This is a genomic window from Nostoc sp. DedQUE02 (assembly GCF_034531035.1).
Classification (GTDB): Bacteria; Cyanobacteriota; Cyanobacteriia; order Cyanobacteriales; family Nostocaceae; genus Nostoc.
This window is the reverse complement of the sequence record NZ_JAVRBY020000049.1, coordinates 1-20,492: the sequence shown is the minus strand read 5'-3', so window position 1 is coordinate 20,492 and position 20,492 is coordinate 1. Positions and strand designations below refer to the sequence as shown.

The following is a 20,492-nucleotide window of genomic DNA, read 5'->3' as shown; positions in this document are numbered from 1 at the left end:
CTTTTGACTTTTCCTGGCTTGAATTGGGGCGATGCCTGCGGCGGTAAACTACGCACTCCTAAACCCGTTAACACGTTGCTTTTTGGTGGGATGCACCCATAGACCGACGCGCACGGCAGGAGTTGGAGTTGAACTTAATTTTGAAGTGGCGATGCCAAAGGCGGGCTACGCCTACGCCGTTCAACAAAGAAAACTGGGAGCGCTGGGGGCAATCGTTTGGGTAGGGCTGCACGATCAGCGATGAGCTATACCTCCCGCTCAAGAAGGGATTGCTTAACTGCACTATGCCCTTCAACAGCAGATTTCTTGGTTGTTATTGACTTTAATAATTTATATTCAGGTTTACCGAACTGCAAAATTCGAGTAAACCGTAATTCTTTTTCATGCCTAATTTAGTACGGTAATCATCAATAAGTGGGTGATAACAACCGAATTAACACAAATTTTTATTATGACTAATATAAGAATCAAAGCAACACATTCAATCCCTCAATCAAGTAAATAAAAAGTTAGGGCGCAAAAATAATATGGCTATTGTACGTTACAACCCTTGGGCTGAGATGACTACACTACAACGTCAAATTGACAGAGTGTTTGATGATTTACAAGTTCAAACATTTAAAACTCCAGCAGCCGAATTGACTGAAACTGAAGATGCATTGCACCTAAAACTTGAACTACCTGGTGTATCAGCACAAGATGTAGATATTGAAGTTACTGAAAGTGCAGTGAAAGTAGTTGCAGAACGCAAATTAGAACATAAAGAAGGTACTCGTTCTGAGTTTTACTACGGCAAGTTCCAACGTGTAATTCCTCTTAAAGCTAAAATTCAAAATACCAATGTCACCGCAGATTATAAAGACGGCATTTTGAATCTGATACTGCCAAAAACTGAGCAAGAAAAGAACAAAGTTGTCAAGGTTAATCTTGAACTTCCTGCTGTATAGTCTAAAACTATTGTTCCAATGATTGATTGAGATAGCTAAAAGCCCAGTTATGAGATGACTGGGCTTTTTTGTATGCGATGTCTACAACGGGCTGCTTGGTGTCGCTCTTTTAAGAATGTGAGCGATGTCTATGACGGACTGCTTGGTGTCGCTCGCCGCTATCCTCTATACCTGATATTTACTTGATAGTTGCTTGTTGATAAATAAGCCCATTAATTTATATAGAAAATTCTTGAAATTGGAGATTTATTAAATTTACTGTATTTTAATTCAGTAGCAGAGGGAATCATCATGCACAATCACATCTCGCGTCGTGCGTTCTTCATTGGCGCGGTGAGAGCGGGAGCGACCGGACTTGCCGCCACGTCCCTCTCAAGAACCGGAGTTTTCGGCAGCATTGCCGTCGCACAAAGCCAAAAGAGGCTGCGGCTCAACCTACCCCTCTACCCGTTCTTTGACAACCTCCGAACCGTCATGACCGAAGACCTGGATCTGCTTGATCGGCTCGTGAGCGCCTATGCACGCACAACCCCACTTGGAGGTCACGATCCGATTGACTTCCTCTCACGCTATGTCCCGGTGTACGTGTTCGAGCAGACACTCCGACCGTCCGAACCCGACGACCCGTCACTCCCGACGTTGCTGTGGCTGATGCACCTCGCCGGGTATTTTGGCGGCGTGTGGTTGCGCGACGCTTTCATCCGTTTCCCGGTGCCAGGTTCGCCGAACCCACGGCCCGGATTTTTGCCGAACGCCAATAGCTTTAACGCGATTGTGACGCGCATTAACACCGCGCTCACAGCATTCAACGGCAACGATGCCGGGGCGATCGCTTACGCAAAGGGGAGTCTTCGGGGTGCGCCGCTCCAGGGACTCACCGACAGCTACGGGTACAACGCGGGCTACCTCGACCAAATTCTCACCGGTTCAAAGCCGACAAATGCGATGGCTCCTGTGGGCTACTTTATCTACCGCGACACGTTACTCTTCGATGGCACTTATGCTGTCGAAGAGATCCGAGCGCTGGACAATTGGCGGCGACATGCCGAGCAAGCCGCAAGTCGGCCTGGTAATCGCTACGCCGAGATCGTCAACGGTGCCGGTGGTGTTGACTCACTCCTGGCGATCCAGTCGGCTGGGGTTGCCCAGGGCAAGGCAACGTGGCAGCCCCAGAACGTGTTTCTCGCGATCGCAAACTACGACCAGCCCACGTATGACCTGCTCCTCGTGACCAGCGCATACTTCTTACAGTGCATACAGGCTACTGGGCTGGCGGCGCTTGCAGCATCGGCAGTTGGGAACGCAGACTGGGCACGGGCCGCCGTGCGATCAAACGCGATGATCGTGCCGTATGGAGGCAGCTACAGCGTTGGCCTCTTTGACAACACTGGTCAGCTGCCCACGTTCACGATGGTCTGACCGTTTACTGCTCGCCCTGGGCTGTGGACTTTGAGGCTGGTCAGCATCTGTCACGTTTGGGGGGTGAGATCGCTCTTTTTCCTCTAAGAATGGTGTGTAGCGATGCCTACGCTCATCCGGCAGTTATACTATGTCGGTTACTACACTTCTAACTCACGTAGTAATGCCTCATTTCTCCTTTGTGCCTCTTCCCCACTAGTTTCTACTACATCAAAAGCTTCTTTGACTGCTGCTTGCACTTTAGGCGGCAGTGCTTCAAATTTCTCGTTGTTGAGTATGACAATGCGACAACCGGGGTAAGGCATAAAATCAGTAAAGGGTTCCATCCCCGATGTAATCAGAGTTTTGCTCCCGTTCGGTGTGGGCAGATGAGGAGTCAATTCTGAGTCTGAATAGCAAGGCTTGCACTTGCATCTGACCGAGAGTTCAGCCTTTAATGACAGTAATCTGCTGTCGGGCTGGATTAGTTATTTACGGACTGACTACCGTGATTCACTAATCAACGAATCGCACGATTTCTGATGCCATGTAACCACAAAACCAACTCAAAGTATCAATATCTTTCTGCAATGCTGCCAAAATACCTGTCACTACTTGTTGGTTGAGCTTAACAGGCAGATTGTCAAAAATTTGGTCTAAGGCTTCTGGCTGTCGCTGCTGACAATAACACACACAAACTTCTCACACCACAAATTAAGCGATTCTTGAACGGCAATAGACTCACTCAAAGCCATCGTCCAGTAGACCTCTTGCAAAAGTGCTTTTTGCAAGAGGTGGGAAAAGGGAAAAGGTTAAAGGGGAAAGGGAAAATACCAAAACTTTCCCCCTTTCCCCTTCCACTTTTCCCGACTTCTGCAAGAAGTCTAGTGTCTATGGTGTAGACTGCAATTTTATTCGCCACCATCGCTGAAAATAATGTTGTCGCTACGAATCCAACCAATCGCTCCCGATCTTGGGAATTTCACTCGACACCAGTTAAGCTTACTACCACGTCTATCTTTGTCTTGTACGCATTGTAAATTTTGGGCGCGATCGCCACCTAAACCGTAGCCCTTAGTATCCGAGTTGATAGTTGGTCTTGTACGTAGGTTAATTCTTTTTGACCGTCCTCCAGCTAGTGTCACCCAATTAGGTCTAGCGATGAGATAAGGCTGGTTTAACTGATTTACAACAGAAGAATTTGAGGTTACAGAAATATCATTAATTCCTTGCACTCCTTCCTGAGAAATATTTGCTTTCACTGGAAAAGTCGCAACAAATGATGCTAAAGATATAACAGTGGTAACAAGTAATGTTTTAAGGTTCATGATTTTTGTTCACCTAAATATTGACAAATTAAACTTCACCTAGCCTTTGTTGCTTGTTTTCGTATTTGCTCGTTAAACTTACCCATCCTGGAACAAATATAGAAAACAGAAGCCCTAAAATTTTTAGACAGATTTAAATTTCCCATGTTTTCTTCTTGACTTCAAGTGCAGATAAATCAGTTAATCTATTTACAGGCAAATTAGCCCAAAGCACCATCTATTAATTTTTTGATATTTAATTTGGAGATCGACCTAAAACTTTTCTTGATATAGCTTTAATATATGTTGTATATTTTATTTTTTCTATCAAAAAATATTCATGAACTTAGTTACAGTTACAGAAATATAACTTAAATCAGTTAAGAGATAAATTACTTTATTCAAAACATCATATACATCAGTTTGGGATATTTTTTTCACTGTAAGTTTCTTAGCAAAGGCTAATTTTGAAAAGGAGACTTTGCCAAATCTGTGTTGTAAGTAATCCATTGTGGTCTGCCAATCTGGATATTGTTTGCTTCAAAGGCTAGGCGCACTCGTAGACGGAACTCTCGCCCAACATTCCATTGTTCCATCGGTGCCGTTTTAATCCAAACGCGCACTAGCATACCCGTGTGGGAGAGGTCATCAATGCCCAGGACTTCGGGCGATTCTGGCAGGCGATCGCGCCATTTCACTTCGCTATACAATTGCTGGGATACTTGCCTGAGAATCTCTAAAACCTGCTTCGGGTCGTTTTCATAGGCCACCACAATAGAAAAGTCTACCCGCGACCAAAGGCGGGTTAAGTTGTTGACATCAGTGATATTGCTATTAGGAATGGTAATTAACTTACCTTCGCCATTGCGTAGTTGAGTCACGCGTAGGTTGAGATTTTCCACCAGTCCGCTTTTATTCCCGATCTCAATCACATCTCCCACAGCAAATTGATCCTCCATCAAAATTAAGCAGCCATTGACCAAATCTTTCATCAAACTTTGAGAACCAAGGGAAATTGCAATACCGATGACAGCCCCCCCTGCCAAAATTGAACTAGTGGGTACATTAAAAATGTCTAGAGTCCGCAAGATACCGAAGGTAATCAAAACAAAGGTGATTAATCCTTTTAGTGCCCCAGAAACTGTTGCAGATCGCAGAGTAATCCGTTGAGTTTCACTCAAAGGGAGAGAGGGATGGGTTGTCCAGACATCGGTGATGTAGTCAATTAAGCTTTTGCCGATACGAATGACAATACTAGTGAAAAACCAAATAATCAGCAGCGCGAGGGGACGGGCTAAAGCTTCACTCCACCATCTCATCAGATAGGGGACGCGAGACATGATGACTACAATGCCGATGTACCATCCGAGAATAAACGCCCAAAACAGTAGCAAGGTCAGAAAAGAATAGATCCCCAGTTGGCGCTTGAGAGTGAACTGTCGCTGAATGATTTCTAAAAATTGCGATCGCCCATCGGCGATGGTGTGTGCCTCTGATTCGCTGGTGTCGATTGCCTGAATATTGGCCGATGTTTCTGTCTGAGAGCGTTTGACCGCAGCCTCTTTTGCCTCAGCTATATGCTCTTGATAACGAGCTTGCAATACCGTCTGTTTGCGAATTAGAGTTCGCCGCAGGAACCATAACACAACACTGCCCAACACCAAGCCGATGCTGATTTGTAGTGCCTGCCCAACCCGTTGAGACAATACCTTAGGTGAGAAGAGTCGCTCAATGCGTTCCACTTCTGCTTGTAATATTTTTTTCCACTCCTGGGCCAATTCCTCCAGTGTTTTCCCATAGTAGTCAGCATCTGGCTCTGTCACTGTCACCAACCTTAAAGAACGGGACGTTTGATTGTCATTGAGCTGGAGGATTAGGCGGTTATTCAAGGTGGCAACAGAAATTATGGGAGTTTGTTTGGCTTTATTAGCTCTATCGAGCGCTCGCATCAGCCGTTGCGTAATTTCTTCAGCACGTACTTCCACAGGAAGACTTCCCTCTGGCGGTTGGTCGCGATTAAAAACAGTGGGAGAGACAACCTTAAATAAAAGGTTTTTGTCTAGTGGTGAATTCACGTTGGCAATTTCATATTCACCAAGACGGGTGACGCCTTTAGGCGGTTTGTACGGATTGTTAGAAGCGGCGGTGGGTGACGAGGGCAGTTGACTGTGGGCGATCGCACTCCAACCAAGTACTATTGCGATCGTCATCACACTGACTAGCACAAACCGAATTATTGAATGGAGGAAGCGATTAAACAGGAACATATCTATGGTCAAGTGATTGAGTAACTAATAATATTTAGTGTTAGTCATCATCCTACTTTAATTTTCTATCATCAATTAATTTTAAAGATTTTCGGGCTATTAGAAAAAATTTGGCGATCGCTTCCTATACAAAAGCTCTAGAATTCAGAAATCATAAAAGCTATTGGAGAGTGACACAACAAAGATAGTTTAAGAAAGTTTGCTAGTTAACACTTGCAAACGCACATTTAAGGGGATGATATAAAATGTCATCTTCGTTGTCATAATTCAGGAGTTTTATGGCGATAAAATCTTCAAATTCGTTTTTAGCGGTAGCACTGGCGATCGCTTCTTTGAGTTTTCCTGTATCCGTCAAAGCCGATACCGTGAATGCCCGTTGCGATGTTTTTCCAAAAGGAGAAGACCGCGCCACATCCTCTGGCCCTTGTACCTTTTCCCAACGTCAGGGTGCGGTTAGCATTCAACTAGAAAATGGTAATAGCTATGACCTGATCCCTTCAGGTAATCGACCTGGCAATTATCGCGATCGAAATGGTAATGCTGCCTATCGACAATCTGGACTTGGCGATCGAGGACAGATTTATCGTCTCGCCAATGAGTCGATTTTTGTCTATTGGGATACATCTGCCAATGGACAAAACTCAGGTAACAGAAATCAGACGGCTGCTGCTAGGCGTCAGCCGGAAGCGGGTACTACCGTCTCTCGGTTGAGCGATTTAGTAGGGGCAAGGGCAGGACAGGCAGAAAACACAGTGAAAAAACGGGGCTATCGATGGGTCAAGAGTGATGATTCGGGCTACAGCTACTGGTTAGAAGGCAAAACCAACTACTGTGTAACAATCCAAACAGACCAAGGACGCTATCAATCGATCGTTTACACGGGGAATTCAGAGGATTGTAAGAAATAGTTGCTATCTGGACAAACAATCCAATTTAGAGAGTACTAAGAGGATAGACCTCTTGGCATTTGTGTTTTTTGCACTCTTGGGGAAAAGGTTTTGGTTAAAGGGGAAAGGGACAATACAGAACCTTTTCCACTTCCCTTTTCCCGACAAATGCCAAGAAGTCTAGTATCGAAGGGAGCAATGCGATCGCCTCGGCATTTCGGCTGGAATCTACTGTAATTAACCTAACTGTGCAGCACCGCGCACCCTCGCAATCTCCGCACGCGCGGCTTTGGCTGCCGGACTATCGAGACTGTCCGTAGATGCAATTGCCGCTGCAAGATCGATCGCCGCATCGAGTATGAACCCAGCGCGTTTTGCCGCGTCAGGCCCGGATGAGGACTTGATCTCTCTCAGGTAAGCTCGCCGATCTTTCGGTCGGTTGGAAATCGCAGCCAGTTCGGCTTCTTTCACGATTCCGTTTGCAACATCGTCAGCCAGCAGGACGCGGACAAACTTGCGCTGACGCTGCTCGGAAAACCGCCACGCAAGCAAAATCGCAACCGTTCCAATGACGATGCCGATGGGCCCGAAGCCGATAAACCCACCAACGGCATCCCAACAGCTATGAGCCAGACAAGCCAAAAGAAAGAAACCTACTAAAACCGCGAGCCGATGGCCGAACGAGCGATTTTTCGCTTCGAGGAAGTAGCCAAACCCCGTACCCGCAACTGCCGTGTAGAGCGAGTGACTCCAGAAACCGCTCACTGTACGTACTACCAATACCTGCAACGCATTAGCGACCTGCTGCGATCCGAAGCTTTCGTTGGGGGCGAGCACAATGTAAGACACGTCTTCAAAGACCTGAAAGCCGAGACCCACAAACGCACCAAGCAGAAACCCGTCGTAGGCGTTGCGGACATGGTTGCGTGCTAGTAAAGCGAGCATGACCAGCCCGACGAATTTGGAGCTTTCTTCCACGATGGGTGCCGTGAGAGCCGGACTCCAATGGCTATAAAAGTCGAGGCTGGTCAGCTTCGCAAATAGCGATAGGATTGCATTATTGCCAGGGAGCGCCATAACCCAGGGCGCTACTAGTCCGCCCCAGAGAAAGCCGAGCAGCGCGAGCTTGGCTGGCTCACGTTCATAGCGATCTTTGTGGGTGAGAAACCAGATCCAAGGCAGGCAATATAGTGCCTCAGCGGAGAGGGCAATAAACAGAGCAGTGGGATAGATGGCGTTGGCGAACAAAAGTTGGCAGAAGCCGTAGATGCCTTTGAGTACGAGCAACCAATACAAGTAGCACGCCGGGTTGTGCGGCTGAAAAAATCGGACGGAATTGCTCCAGCCTGAACGATCGATGGCAGCCTTGCGGATTGTGTCCTCACTCTTTGAAGTGCTAGTCACGAATTGCCCTCCTATGGTTTAAATGTGATGCTCTGAATCATGTCAGCGATCGGTTGCTCCAGTTGTGTGGAGGTAGCGGCCGGGCCCTTCACAATCACTTCGACTGCCTGACCCTTGCCATCGACGTATGCAAGCAGTAGACCAATATAGTCGGGGCCATTAATTCTCTTAGCTACTCCGGCAACCTTTTGCAGTGTTGTAACAGGAACTAATTTACCCTCGACAATAAATTCATTCTGGTCTTTCACGATCTGGTTGAGGAGTTCCTCGGCAGTTCCCTTCCAGACGCCGCTCTTGACGCTAAACGTGACGCCATCTTTGAAGACCACTGCGTTTGATGAAGCCCCGACAGGCAATGGGGTCTGAGTTATCACCCAGCCTTGGGTCGGTGTAAAACTTACAGGGCCGACTTTATAAGCTGTCCCTGCTAAAACCTCTTTGTTATGAACAGCCTCGTTGATGGCTGGCATGACTCCCGTCCATAAAAACACCACAAGATAAACGCTCACCGTCGGCCAAATGAGCCGGCGATCGAGTCCAAGCAGTCGATATTCAACCGGTACAGGGGCTTCGTGTCTTAGGGGGGACATACAATTTTCCTTTTTGCGGTGCTAAACAGGCGTGAAGCTGATGAGGGTGATACCAATTCAAAATTCAAAATTCAAAATTCAAAATTCAAAATTAGGAAAGCTAGACAGAACAAAGGTATGTCCGTATGTATCTGTTGCATTCTTTTTTAAAATTGGTGTGATTTGTGTTTTGCCGTGTCTCAAAAGATGGTCGTTGGTAGCCGCCGGACTATATTAGGGACTTCCAAATAAAAAAATATCCCATCCCTGCGGGACGCTACGCGAACGCTTTTAGGGCAGGAGAGCAGAGGGAGGAAAAGTCGTTGTGATTCCGAAAATTGGATAATTTATCAAACAGAATTCAGGAGCCAGAATTCAGAATTCAGAATTGAATTCTGTGCGAGTGGTGAAGCAGCGCGGTCTTGGGGGTTTCCCCCATGAGCGACTGCTGAACCCAAAGGGCGGATGAATAAACGGGTTTAAAACCCCAGACGCTCCAGCGTCGCTTGCCGCCGGCGCTATCGTCTGCACGGTGTCTACAATTGGTTGGGGTCTGAATCCCCTTCCGATTGTGATTCTGACTCCTGGATTCTGACTTCTGACTCCTTCTTCAATTTTTGGAGTTCCCTTATATTGGGCAGAAAATTTCTGCCTAAGATCCCGCACATAATACGCTGTTGGAGGTGTTTAGACTGTTGCACTTCCAGCGATCGAGAAAACTGTTAAAAGCGATGTGATAAACGTATCGCTTCTAACAGTTTTCAAGCTTTTCTCTAGTATTGAAAAGCAACCATCACAAGATACCGACTGAAAGTTCAAAAGGAACCGTTCGATTTCTGTCCTTACTGCCACCCTTTAGATACACACGAACTGTATAGTTACCACTCTGTGACAAACGAACGTTTCCGTCGTTGCCCGATATTGAGCTGTTATAAATTGCCCGATCTGTGCTGCCTGGTGAGAGAATGTTGAAGTATGCTGCTCCTTTGGTAATCAACGAAACCGAGAGGCTCTGCCCTGCCCGCGCATTTAGAATATAGTCATGGTATTGGTTGCCCGTAATCGAAGACTGGATAAAAGTGTTGTCTTTGCCAGCGGAAAACCTTACGGTCGTATGAGCCTGAGCTAACGACGGTGCAGTGAAGCTAAATGTGAGCGATGTGGTGATAACCGAGGCGGCTAAAACACTACGAATAAGAGTCAAGGCAGAGTTTTTCATGTGATAGTTTCTCCAGCGCAAGTAATTCATTGTTTATTGTTCTAATTAATCAGCAAACCGTTCAGCTTAATTAAATTACCTTAAGCAAAAGTATTAATCTTCAAATTTGAAGATTGGTATTATGTTGTTGATGGTATTCAAATCTATGTAAATGTATCTTGATTTTTGTTTTATCATCTTGCCTTTAGTATTTATTCAGATTTACTTCGATTTTTCGCCTATTAGCTAGTGTCGAAGGGAGGAATGCGATCGCGTCTGCACCAAAACGAAATCTTGATGCCACCGATGGAGCGAGTTTTCAACTGCGAAGACATGGGTTTCGTCTTTGTCTTGACGAAACCCAACCATACAACAGACTAAAAACGAGTTCTGCTATTGCTCCAGTCGCCGGAATCGCAAGTACCACGGAAATGCTCAATCCCATTAATGGCAATCCGTCCACTGCGTCGGTCGATCTCAACACGCGGATGATTTAGCCCATTTACTTGGTATTTTCCCGTAATTTGCTCAGGTGTGACACGGAGATCCTTGAGGTTCCACCATCCATTAGTACCGCCTGAATTAATTGGCGGGATGAGCTTTCCGGTCAGATGAATTTTTCCCTGCATATTACGAATCTCCACTTGAACCTCGGAATCGAACTCGTTTGTCGAAGACTCTACACGATTTTGCAGTTCATAGCGATGACGACGTGAGTTCCATTCATAGCTGTTGCGGCTTTCAAGACTTGGTTTGCGACCTTCACCGTAGCAGATTAAGGTCAGTCTTTGGCGCATTGAGTCGTCACTGTTACGCTCAGGTGCACCTTGCTCCCGAAGATAGGTATCGATCGCTGTCTCGGCTTTACGGATTTCTGTGGAATTACAGGATCGACCCTGTTGAATGATCTCCCCTTGAGGATTAAAAAGGACAGTGCAGCCACTTCCCGATCTCATACCAGTCACACTCAGATTCCCGTTGTCTAAAGTGTCGATCGCTGCTTGAGCGTTAACAGGATGAGTAACTGTCAGAGTTAATAAACCCACAAGAGTAGGGGCTAATGTTCGTAAGCTTTTCATTAGTTGCATTGATTCTAGATGAATTTGTTTGGAAACTCTACCATCGAGAATTTCGCCAGTGTCAATCGGTTTAGACACAAGAACGGGATTAGATTATCTATGGCAGTGATGCCAATCAACGTAAGAGATGTTTTGATAGCGGCCGTTTGAGGTAACGATTTCTACACACCGACCTGAGTTGCCTTCAACCCAGAACGAAGCAACAGAAGTATTTGATACTTTTTCGTTACGGCGATAGGTATATCCCCGCTGCCGCACTTCACGTTCTGCTTGACCAGCCCTCGCTCCTATTAGGTCTGGCAAGGGTCGGGAAGAGGAATTGCCTGTATTTTGAGGAGGTTTCCTATCGCCGCGATCGCAATCGGCCGTGGTTCCGGTATCAGCCAGAGAGACATAGCGACCTTGTTCTGTCCTCACGCTAATGCACCGACCGGTTTTAGTTTGAGTCCAAAAGCTATAAGTAGAATCATCAGATTTTTCAGCCCAGCGAAACCTATAGCCCCGCTTTTGGAGTATGGCTTCTCCATCTCGTCCGCGAACATTCACTAAATCTTGAAGTCCGCGAACAGGATCTCCAGCATTTTGAGCCTGGGCATTGAGGGCAATTGTGATGATTAGGGAACTCGCAACGATCGGAATTAAACGGTTTATTTTCATGTTGTTTTCTCAAGAGTGCAAATATTTTAGGAATCATTACAAATTGGATTGCTTGAACCTAAAGCGCCCCTTCATTGGTATCAGAGAAGTAGTAGTTGTAAAACTCAGTCCCCGTCTTTTTGTTAATCACCACAACCTGCTTAGTACCTCGATCATAGATGACGCGCACCTGCTCGTTTTCGCCAATGAATGTATTGCCAGATGTCCTCTCCAGATAGCCCTGGAAGTTAAATTCGCCCTCCGTAATTTGGATGACGATTGTATTTTTGTCGAGTACTGTCATGTAGGTGACAGGTTTAGAAGATTCGGAAATGATTATTGAAACAGGTTCAAAGCTTTGAGCTTGGGCAGAACTAGCCAGCCCCTCCATGCTCCAGAAAAGACTCCCAGCAGCGATAAAACAAAGAGCAACGATTTTTTTCTCCACGCTTTTCATGGCGCTCAATCCTGTTATTTAAAAAATGGAAATAATAATGATAGGACAAGAACACAGATGTCAGCGTGATAGTTAAAGTTTGACATAACTGTAGGTTGCGATTGTCTCAAGCATTCGCCTTTAGGCGTTCCCGCTTTCTGAGGCACAAAGTTACGAAGGAAAAAAAGTAATTTTAGAATTTCATAGTTCTGATTGAGCAACGCCAATATTTTAGACAGCTTCAAATTTCCCATGTTTTCTTATTTACCTCAAGTGCAGATAAATCAGTTAACCTACTTGCAGGCAAATTACCTGAAAACACTCTTGTATAGGCTGTAGCTTTGCTAATCTCAGGATTGGGCAATAAAATACTTCATTTGCCTAAAATTTTTGTATTTTTATATACAAACTTTGTTTTTTGGTTACATAGACATTTAAAACTTTTTTTATTATTTTTTAATCATGTTTTATTTTGTCACTACTAAAAAATAAATTGATTTTTTCCCAGTTCAAAAACTTCACTTACATCAGTTAAACTGTTGCATATATCTGGTAATATTTAGATTACATCGATTAAAACATCATATACGTCACTTAAGGCTGGAAACTGCTTTTGAGCAAAATTAATATGAAAACAAGTTAAAATTTTCATTTAGAAATGAAAGAAGACAAAAATAAATCACTGCGAAAAAGAGGAGTAGTTCTAACTGCTGTTGGGATGAAGAGATTGCAAACTGCAATTTTGGAAGAAGAGAGACAAAAAAGAGGAGGAAAACGTTATACACAAGTAGAATTAGGCGATCGCATTGGAATTTCCACCTCTAGTTTAAGCCGTTTGTGGTCTTTGAATTCGAGGATAGATCCGCGCACCATGCGAATCTGCTTTAGTGCTTTTGATTTAACGTTGCATGAAGATGACTACACTATTTATGATGCAAATGACATTGATTTTTACCAGGAATATTTACAAGAACAGCGACAGTTGATAGTTAGAGATTTATCTCAAAATTCAGATAATTCTGTGCAACAACAAACAATCATACCAAATACTGTACCATCTCAAATTGTTTCCGTATTTCTCACTGAAGATAAAATTAAAAGTGAAATTACACTCAAAAAACAAAGCGATCGCAACATTCAAGCAAAGATTAGTGAATATATAAAATATCCCTGCGCTCCTTTATCTTTAGATTCTAAATTCTATATTCCTCGTCCTCCATTAGAAGAACTAGCATATCAAGAAATCACGCAACCAGGATGCGTCATTCGCATTCAGGGTTGTCGAGGCATGGGTAAAACATCTTTGATGTTGCGGATTTTAGCTCATGCCAAAACATTAGACTATAAAACAGCAAAACTAAATATCGCTCAAGTTGATATTGATGTTTTGCAAAAACCTCAATTATTCATGCAATGGTTAGCTGCAAGTATAGCTCGTCAACTAGGCATAGAATTTAATATCGATAAACATTGGGACGAAGAAATAGGTAGTAAACTCAGCTGCACTCTTTATCTAAAAGAATGTTTGCTTGCACCTTTAGAAAAACCTTTATTATTAGTATTAGACGAAGTTCAGCATATTTTTGAATATCCCGAACTAGCCAATGAATTTCTACCTCTGTTACGTTCGTGGCAAGAAGAAGCGCAACAGGATGAAGTATGGCCAAAGTTACGGTTGGTAATTGTTTATTCAACAGAAGTTGATTTTTCTCTTGATATTAATCAATCTCCCTTTAATATTGGGCTACCCTTGAAATTATTGGAATTTACTTCTGAACATGTAATTGAGTTAGCAAATCGATATGGAATAGATTGGAAAGAAAATCAGCAAGTGCAGCAACTAATGGAATTAATCGGGGGACATCCAGCATTGATCAATATTACTCTTTATCATCTGCGCTATCATAAATTAACCTTAGAAGATATTTTGCTAACAGCAAGCACAGAATTAGGAATTTATCGTCAATACTTACAAAATTTATTAAATAAACTACAAAAAAGTACCCAATTATTAGATAGCATGAAAATATTTCTCACAAAAAATGAAAATATCGATTTAGATATATTAAGTACCTACAAATTAGAAGATATGGGGTTAATTAAATTGCAGCAACAAAAATGGGTGATTAGTTGTCAATTATATCGAGACTTCTTAAAAAAATATCTGGAGTTGTAATTAGACAAAGTTCAGCAAATTATGATTTGCTATTATGAACACAAGTATTTACAAAGTTGGTGGTTGTCTAAATGCTAATGCTGCCAACTATGTTACTAGGCAAGCAGACATTGAACTTTATACAGCCTTGAAAGCAGGGGAATTTTGCTATGTATTCAACTGTCGTCAAATAGGTAAGTCTTCACTACTGGTACATACCAAGCAACGATTACAAAATGAAGGCTTTAGTTGTGCTTACATTGATATTACGCAGATACGCAGCCAAGAACTTACCGAAACACAATTTTATAAAGGGATAATTGTCCGCTTGCTGCATAGTTTTGGATTAGCTAATAAAATCGATTTTGCAGCTTGGTGGCAAAAACAAAGTGAGTTCTCACTCATACAACGCTTGGGCAATTTTATCGAAGATATTTTGCTAGTAAACCTGAGTAACAATCGCATTTTTATTTTCATTGATGAAATTGATAGTTTGCTGCAATTAAGCTTTGGTATAGATGATTTCTATGCGTGGATTCGGGCTTGTTATCAACAAAGAGTCCATAATCCTGAATACGAACGACTGGGTTTTGCTTTATTTGGCGTTGCAACTCCCTCTGATTTAATTCAAAATAAACTCAAAACACCTTTTAATATTGGTGTTGCTATTAATTTAGAAGGATTTACATTAACAGAAGCTCAACCTCTGGTAGTGGGATTAGAGCAAGTTGCGAGCAATCCCCAAGCGGTATTTAAAGAAATTATTGCTTGGACTAATGGACAGCCATTTCTAACGCAAAAATTATGTCACTTGGTGGTGAAAGCTAGCCCTTTGGAAATTGCACCAGGTAAAGAAGCAGATTGGATAGAGTGTTTAGTGCGATCGCAAATCATTAACAATTGGGAATCTCAAGACGAACCAGAGCATTTACGCACGATTCGCAATCGCTTACTTTACAATAGTCAGCGCATTAGTAGATTACTCGCAATCTATCAGCAACTTTTACAAGCTATTCCCGTAGCAGCCGACGACAGTCGAGAACAGGTAGAACTGCTGCTTTCTGGTTTGGTAGTTAAATATCAAGGATATCTGCAAATCCGCAATCGCATATATCAAGACGTTTTTAATCGGGAATGGGTAGAAGCACAATTAAATCAACTATGTCCCTACTATGAAACAGTATCAGCTTGGATTGCTTCTCAAAAACAGGATACATCCCGGCTTTTACGGGGACAAGCTCTAATTGATGCCCAAAAGTGGGCGCAAAACAAAAACCTCAGCGATTTAGATTATCAATTTCTGGCCGCCAGTCAGGATGCAGAACAGCAAGAAATCCGGCGGCAATTTGCGGCGCAGCAAGAAAGCGAAAGGTTCTTTCGGCAACTAGCAGAAGCAATGCCCCAGATGGTATGGATTGTAGAGCCAGATGGTAGGCTATCTTATACCAACCAGCACTTAAGTACTTTTTTGGGGCGATCGCATTCAAAGGTGACGGACTGGAAAAGCCTGGATGTGGTTCATCCTGAAGATCGCCCCAATAGCCTTCTCGCCTGGAAACATTCCCTAGAAACCAACTCACCCTATGAAGTGCAACTGAGAATACAAGATGTCGCGGGAAACTATCGCTGGTTTCTCAATCGGGCGATTCCCATCAAGGATGGAAGCGGACAGGTAGTCAAGTGGTTTGGCACCAGCACCGACTTGGATGATTTGAAACGACAAGAAGAATTCCGGCGACTGCAAGAAGTTGAAAAGCGACTGCAACAAGAAAAACGCGCCAGTCGCTTGCAAAAGTGGTTACTGGGGACTGTTAGTATTGCTTTCCTCGTCGCCAGTTTCTTGGGAATGTATGCCTTTGCCCAAAGATATCAAGCCACTCTCCGAGAAATTGAAGCGATCGCTAACGTCTCGCAAGCTCAGTTTGCCTCTGGGAATCGATTAGATGCTTTAGTCAGTGCCATCAAAGCCCAGACTCGATTGAGCAAATTAGCGGATGTGCCTGCTGAGTTACTTACCAAGGTAGATCGAGAATTGCGCCGTGCCACCTTTCAAGTCATTGAACGCAACCGCTTAAACGGTAAACAGGGAAAAGTCCGGGGTATTGCCATCACTGCCGACGGACAGACAATCGCTGCTGCTCACCAACACGGTAAGATTACTCTGTGGAAAAGCGATGGCACATTGGTAAAAGTACTTAGCGGTCACAAAGGAGAAGTCTTTGATGTCACCTTTACTCCCAAAGGCGATAAATTAATTTCGGCTGGGCAAGATGGCACGGTGCGACTGTGGAAGCTGGACGGTACACTGGTTAAAACACTCAACGGACATCAAGATTGGGTGCGATCGCTCGCCGTCAGCCCTAACGGACAATGGATTGCCTCGGCTAGTAACGACAAGACAGTAAAACTTTGGCGCATCGACGGCAGCTTGACTCGCACTTTTAAGGGACACAGCGGTGCAGTTTCAAAGGTGGCGTTTAGTCCTGTTGATGCTAACATTGATGCTAACATCCTAGCCTCGGTCAGTGATGATAATACTCTCATCCTCTGGAATTTAGAGGGTAAGAAAATTCGGACACTGAATAATCCCATCGCATCCAAAAAAGGCAAAAACCGTCTGATGAGCGTCACCTTCAGCCCTGACGGACAAACTCTGGTAGCTGGAGACTGGATTGGTAATGTTATCTGGTGGACTGTCACTGGCACTTTATTAGAAACTGCCACAGAACACGACAGCAGCGTGGTGACTCTCGCCTTTAGCCCCGATGGACAAACCCTCGCTTCAGCTGGTTGGGATAACACAATTAAGTTTTGGAACAGCGATCGAACTGTCAATCAAACCCTGTATGCCCATATTAACGGTGCATGGGAAGTAGCTTTCAGTGCCGATGGTCGTCGTTTGATTTCCGGTGGTGAAGACAACTTGGTGCGGCTGTGGCAGCGGCAAAGCGATATTCTCACGGTATTGCGGGGTCATCGTGCCTCTGTTTGGCATACGCCGATTAGCCCTGATGGGCAAACAATCGTTTCCTCTAGTGCTGATGGTACTATTAAGCTGTGGAATCGAGCCGGACAACTGCTCAACACCTTAACCCCGCCACCGGGACAGGTTTGGTCGGTGGATATCAGCCCAGATGGGAAGGACATCGCCGCAGGTAGCGATGATGGTTCCTTGACTTTATGGACGATGCAGGGAAAACCCTTAAAAACGATCTCAGCCCATAAGGCAACAGTGCGGGATGTGATGTTTAGTCCCGATGGGCTAGAAATAGCTTCCATCAGTTGGGACGGCACAGCCAAACTCTGGAAGCGGGATGGCACTTTCATCCAAACCCTGAGTGAGTCCCTACCTAAAAACCGCGATCGCCTCAATGCTGGAGCATTTAGCCCTGATAATCAATGGTTAGCGATCGGCGGTCGAGATACGTTTCTTCGCCTCTGGCACAGGAATGCGAACGGAAAATTTCCATCTCAGCCGCAATTCACCCTGAAAAGTCATAACGAGACTATTTGGGATGTCGCCTTTAGTCCTGATGGAAAGTTCGTTGCTACAGCCAGCGAGGACACGACAATTAAACTGTGGTCGTTAGACGGTAAATTAATTCGCACCATTCCCGCCCACACAGATCGGGTAAATGGTATCACCTTCATTCCCCCTCATTCTGGACTACCCGACAACTGGGGTACTGTCTTAGCTTCAGCTGGTTGGGATAATAAAGTAAAACTTTGGTCGTTAGATGGCATCCTCCGCGCTACTCTGGAAGGACACGAACAACGAGCATTGAATGTTGCCTTTTACCCCGCTACCCAGAATCAAGGAGCAATCCTAGCATCTGCCGGGTTAGATGATGTTGTGATTCTCTGGCAACTCGATCGCGTTTTAGATAGTAACCAGATATTGCACTCTGGTTGTATGTGGATAAAAGATTATTTGCGATCGCATCCAGATTTGGGCGATCGTCAATCTCTTTGTCAGGTGGAAAAAACGATTCCTCCAGCCTACTCAAATAAGTAAGTTGGTGAGAAAAACATCAGTTTGGGCTACAAGAGAAACAGGTAATTGCCTTAATGCGGCAGCAAATGAAAGAATCCAGTTTTCGTATGTGGCGAGAGCGAGTTACCAAACGCAAGACAAAACATTTATTTAAGCGAGAGTTTATTGCAGGTAGGTTTAAGTCACAAAATCAAAAATCATGAACATGAATGTGTGACAGGTGCAATCACTTGGGGTTTCCTCTCTACGAGACGCGCTACTCGCGTTCGCTTGTAAAAGTTGAAGTTATACCGCTATGTTCAAAGATTCTGGCAATTTGGCATCACAAGTCTCTGAATTGCGGTTTAAATGAGATATCGACAGAACAGAACAGACACAAATCGCCTAAGTTGACCCAACGCTGTAGAAGAACTCACCAACCCACAGCGCTCGATCATCGCTTCTCTACATACAACTGGCTAATAATGTACTAGAAAACACATAGTAAATGTTGGATGGCTTACCCGACGGCCAAAGCAGGGCAACTACCGTCCTGATGTCCAAGCCCGTAGTTTGGTTAGTGCAGGTTTAGAGGGTGTGGACAAATTGAGTCGGTATTGGAACATTGGGACATAGGAACCATTACCCTCGCGCACGGTAACGAGAAAGGCTGTTTTATTGCGTGGGTCTTTGTCGATTTTATCGATGTAACCAGATTGTATTTTTTCTATGTTTAAAAGTTTTGCTTGTTTAAATGCTGGTTGTGAAATACAAACAATAGTACTTCCATCTTGATATCTACCTGAGTAAAACCAATATGTTTGCCCTTTGGTTTTAAATTCGGATTTATAGAAAAGAGTAAATCTGTCAAACTCATTTAATTGCTGATTTTGTTTACAGTTATTGTCAATGTATATTTCTTGAGCAGTAGTTGGAGCAATGGAGAATAAACCCAGTATTAAACTGAGAGTTAGTCCAGAGAAGAGTGTTGTTTTAGACATAAATTTATTAATCGGGAGTTTCCTCGCTTGATTGGGAGAGCGATCGCTATAAAGCAGGCGCTTGAGCCATTGCATAAACTAACTGCTGTCGAATACTTATTTTGTAGCAGGTGGGGTATCAACTCGCTCGTTGAGTTCTTGAAGTTGTTGGTTTAATTCCCTTTGTCGTTTGAGCAAAATTTCCAAATCTTGCTTCGTTGCTAAATCCGCCCTGTTAGCGGGAATAAGTTTATTTAGCTGATTTAGGCACGTATTCAAGCCGGTAGCGAATTCGTAGCGCGTAACTGGGCGCGAACCTTGATATGTGCCATCAGGATACCCAGATAGACAACCTGCCTGAGGAACTGTGTTGCGCTCGTCGCTTGGTATTTGTGACAGACTTTTTGATGGATAGAAAATAATTATTGCTAATGCCAAGGTAGTTGTAAAGGTGGCTGAATTTAACAAGCTAGCAATTGAGGACATTTTAAACATTAGTCGCAGCTACAAGCCATTTACTCCTTCACCTTATCAAATTAATATTCGACTTTCAAACTTAGCTTAATTCTTAAAGTAGATAAGATAAATCATTAAAAATATATATACTACAATTATCAAGCAATGAATTTATTAGCTCCTGGTTTTAGACCTACTAGAAGCTTTTTTATTTATTATCCATCTCAATTAGGCAGTATATCACCAGAAGTATAGGCAAAGATGGTAGTGTTAAGCGCCAAGATACAAAACCTGTCCAGGCGACAGCAATTTTTGAGCAAATTGACGCTATGCCCATGCGCCAGCAAGAAATGCGCTCTTCAAGGTAGAAAGTAGCTATAAAATACAAGCGAGGAAGCGATCGCTTGCTTCAAAGCAGTACGCTAGTACTATGAAAATCCTTAAATCACATTCTTGTAGAGAATTTTAATCATAATTTCGCTTTTTAGAAGTAATTTTATTTATGATTAAGTCCCTAAAAGAGTATCAAGAGAAATGATACAAAACATTTCCTTCTTCATTTACTTCAAAATCAGCATTAAGTTCCAAGGCTTTCTCATCTAAATATTGTTTAGCTAACTGGGTTGATATTTCCGCATTTTTCGCAAGTTGCAATACCGTCATTCTGCCAGCATTTTGCTCAATTAATTCTAAGAACACTAACTGAATCCGCTTTTGTTCTGACCCATATTCCGCAGGTTAGTTAAGAAAGAAGATAATATTTTCGACAAGGGGCACCAAAGAACTGGAGAATCCATAGC

20 protein-coding genes and 1 pseudogene are annotated in these 20,492 nt (G+C 43.8%); 8 read left to right on the top strand and 13 right to left on the bottom strand.

Features of this window, described 5'->3' with window-relative positions; translation table 11 throughout:
- Positions 1–31: 31 nt before the first annotated feature.
- The 3 genes from RMX98_RS27270 (at position 32) to RMX98_RS27260 (ending at position 2,366) form a co-directional block, all read left to right on the top strand.
- Positions 32–244 (top strand): hypothetical protein, encoded by a 213-nt coding sequence (locus RMX98_RS27270; RefSeq protein WP_322680302.1) that lies wholly within the window; start codon positions 32–34, stop codon positions 242–244.
- Between the two features lie 283 nt (positions 245–527).
- Positions 528–947: an Hsp20/alpha crystallin family protein gene (locus RMX98_RS27265; protein ID WP_322680301.1), complete on the top strand. Its 420-nt coding sequence runs from the start codon at positions 528–530 to the stop codon at positions 945–947.
- A gap of 291 nt (positions 948–1,238) precedes the next feature.
- Positions 1,239–2,366, top strand: coding sequence for a hypothetical protein (locus RMX98_RS27260; protein ID WP_322680300.1), 1,128 nt, complete (start codon positions 1,239–1,241; stop codon positions 2,364–2,366).
- Between the two features lie 140 nt (positions 2,367–2,506).
- Here the strand turns inward: RMX98_RS27260 and RMX98_RS27255 are convergent, their stop codons facing one another.
- From RMX98_RS27255 to RMX98_RS27240, 4 genes are all read right to left on the bottom strand, one after another.
- Entirely contained in the window at positions 2,507–2,746 is a 240-nt protein-coding gene (locus RMX98_RS27255) for a hypothetical protein (protein WP_322680299.1), read from the bottom strand.
- 115 nt (positions 2,747–2,861) lie between these two features.
- Positions 2,862–3,038, bottom strand: coding sequence for a hypothetical protein (locus RMX98_RS27250; protein WP_322680298.1), 177 nt, complete (start codon positions 3,036–3,038; stop codon positions 2,862–2,864).
- Between the two features lie 218 nt (positions 3,039–3,256).
- Positions 3,257–3,673 carry a hypothetical protein gene (locus RMX98_RS27245; RefSeq protein WP_322680297.1) on the bottom strand — a complete coding sequence of 139 codons (417 nt, stop codon included), beginning with the start codon at positions 3,671–3,673 and terminating at the stop codon, positions 3,257–3,259.
- A gap of 440 nt (positions 3,674–4,113) precedes the next feature.
- The gene (locus tag RMX98_RS27240) at positions 4,114–5,919 is read right to left on the bottom strand and encodes a mechanosensitive ion channel family protein (RefSeq protein WP_322680296.1); all 1,806 of its coding nucleotides are present in this window, start codon (positions 5,917–5,919) and stop codon (positions 4,114–4,116) included.
- 278 nt (positions 5,920–6,197) lie between these two features.
- On the opposite strand from RMX98_RS27240, the gene RMX98_RS27235 reads away from it, so the two are divergent.
- Entirely contained in the window at positions 6,198–6,827 is a 630-nt protein-coding gene (locus tag RMX98_RS27235) for a hypothetical protein (RefSeq protein ID WP_322680295.1), read from the top strand.
- 216 nt (positions 6,828–7,043) lie between these two features.
- On the opposite strand, the gene RMX98_RS27230 is transcribed toward RMX98_RS27235, so the two are convergent.
- From RMX98_RS27230 to RMX98_RS27205, 6 genes are all read right to left on the bottom strand, one after another.
- Positions 7,044–8,210, bottom strand: coding sequence for a PrsW family intramembrane metalloprotease (locus tag RMX98_RS27230; RefSeq protein ID WP_322680294.1), 1,167 nt, complete (start codon positions 8,208–8,210; stop codon positions 7,044–7,046).
- 11 nt (positions 8,211–8,221) lie between these two features.
- On the bottom strand, positions 8,222–8,680 hold the full coding sequence (locus RMX98_RS27225) for a hypothetical protein (RefSeq protein WP_322680293.1): 459 nt from the start codon (positions 8,678–8,680) through the stop codon (positions 8,222–8,224).
- 892 nt (positions 8,681–9,572) lie between these two features.
- Positions 9,573–9,998, bottom strand: coding sequence for a hypothetical protein (locus RMX98_RS27220; RefSeq protein ID WP_322680292.1), 426 nt, complete (start codon positions 9,996–9,998; stop codon positions 9,573–9,575).
- A gap of 356 nt (positions 9,999–10,354) precedes the next feature.
- Complete coding sequence (locus RMX98_RS27215; protein ID WP_322680291.1) at positions 10,355–11,134, bottom strand: hypothetical protein; 780 nt, start codon at positions 11,132–11,134, stop codon at positions 10,355–10,357.
- 15 nt (positions 11,135–11,149) lie between these two features.
- Positions 11,150–11,713 carry a hypothetical protein gene (locus RMX98_RS27210; RefSeq protein WP_322680290.1) on the bottom strand — a complete coding sequence of 188 codons (564 nt, stop codon included), beginning with the start codon at positions 11,711–11,713 and terminating at the stop codon, positions 11,150–11,152.
- Positions 11,714–11,771: 58 nt separating this feature from the next.
- On the bottom strand, positions 11,772–12,149 hold the full coding sequence (locus tag RMX98_RS27205) for a hypothetical protein (RefSeq protein WP_322680289.1): 378 nt from the start codon (positions 12,147–12,149) through the stop codon (positions 11,772–11,774).
- 637 nt (positions 12,150–12,786) lie between these two features.
- On the opposite strand from RMX98_RS27205, the gene RMX98_RS27200 reads away from it, so the two are divergent.
- The 3 genes and pseudogenes from RMX98_RS27200 to RMX98_RS27190 all read left to right on the top strand — a co-directional run.
- Entirely contained in the window at positions 12,787–14,304 is a 1,518-nt protein-coding gene (locus RMX98_RS27200; RefSeq protein WP_322680288.1) for an AAA-like domain-containing protein, read from the top strand.
- Positions 14,305–14,338: 34 nt separating this feature from the next.
- The gene (locus tag RMX98_RS27195; protein ID WP_322680287.1) at positions 14,339–18,298 is read left to right on the top strand and encodes an AAA-like domain-containing protein; all 3,960 of its coding nucleotides are present in this window, start codon (positions 14,339–14,341) and stop codon (positions 18,296–18,298) included.
- Between the two features lie 17 nt (positions 18,299–18,315).
- Positions 18,316–18,480, top strand: a pseudogene (locus tag RMX98_RS27190) (TIGR03643 family protein); the annotation flags it as partial.
- Positions 18,481–18,801: 321 nt separating this feature from the next.
- On the opposite strand, the gene RMX98_RS27185 reads toward RMX98_RS27190, so the two are convergent.
- On the bottom strand, positions 18,802–19,332 hold the full coding sequence (locus RMX98_RS27185) for a hypothetical protein (protein WP_322680286.1): 531 nt from the start codon (positions 19,330–19,332) through the stop codon (positions 18,802–18,804).
- Positions 19,333–19,353: 21 nt separating this feature from the next.
- Complete coding sequence (locus RMX98_RS27180; RefSeq protein WP_409881890.1) at positions 19,354–19,731, bottom strand: S-layer homology domain-containing protein; 378 nt, start codon at positions 19,729–19,731, stop codon at positions 19,354–19,356.
- A 182-nt stretch (positions 19,732–19,913) separates the two neighbouring features.
- On the opposite strand from RMX98_RS27180, the gene RMX98_RS27175 reads away from it, so the two are divergent.
- A complete protein-coding gene (locus RMX98_RS27175) occupies positions 19,914–20,060 on the top strand; it encodes a DUF4174 domain-containing protein (RefSeq protein ID WP_322680326.1) in 147 nt (48 codons plus the stop codon).
- A 157-nt stretch (positions 20,061–20,217) separates the two neighbouring features.
- Here RMX98_RS27175 and RMX98_RS27170 read toward each other — a convergent pair whose 3' ends face one another.
- On the bottom strand, positions 20,218–20,391 hold the full coding sequence (locus RMX98_RS27170) for a hypothetical protein (RefSeq protein ID WP_322680284.1): 174 nt from the start codon (positions 20,389–20,391) through the stop codon (positions 20,218–20,220).
- Between the last annotated feature and the right edge of the window lie 101 nt (positions 20,392–20,492).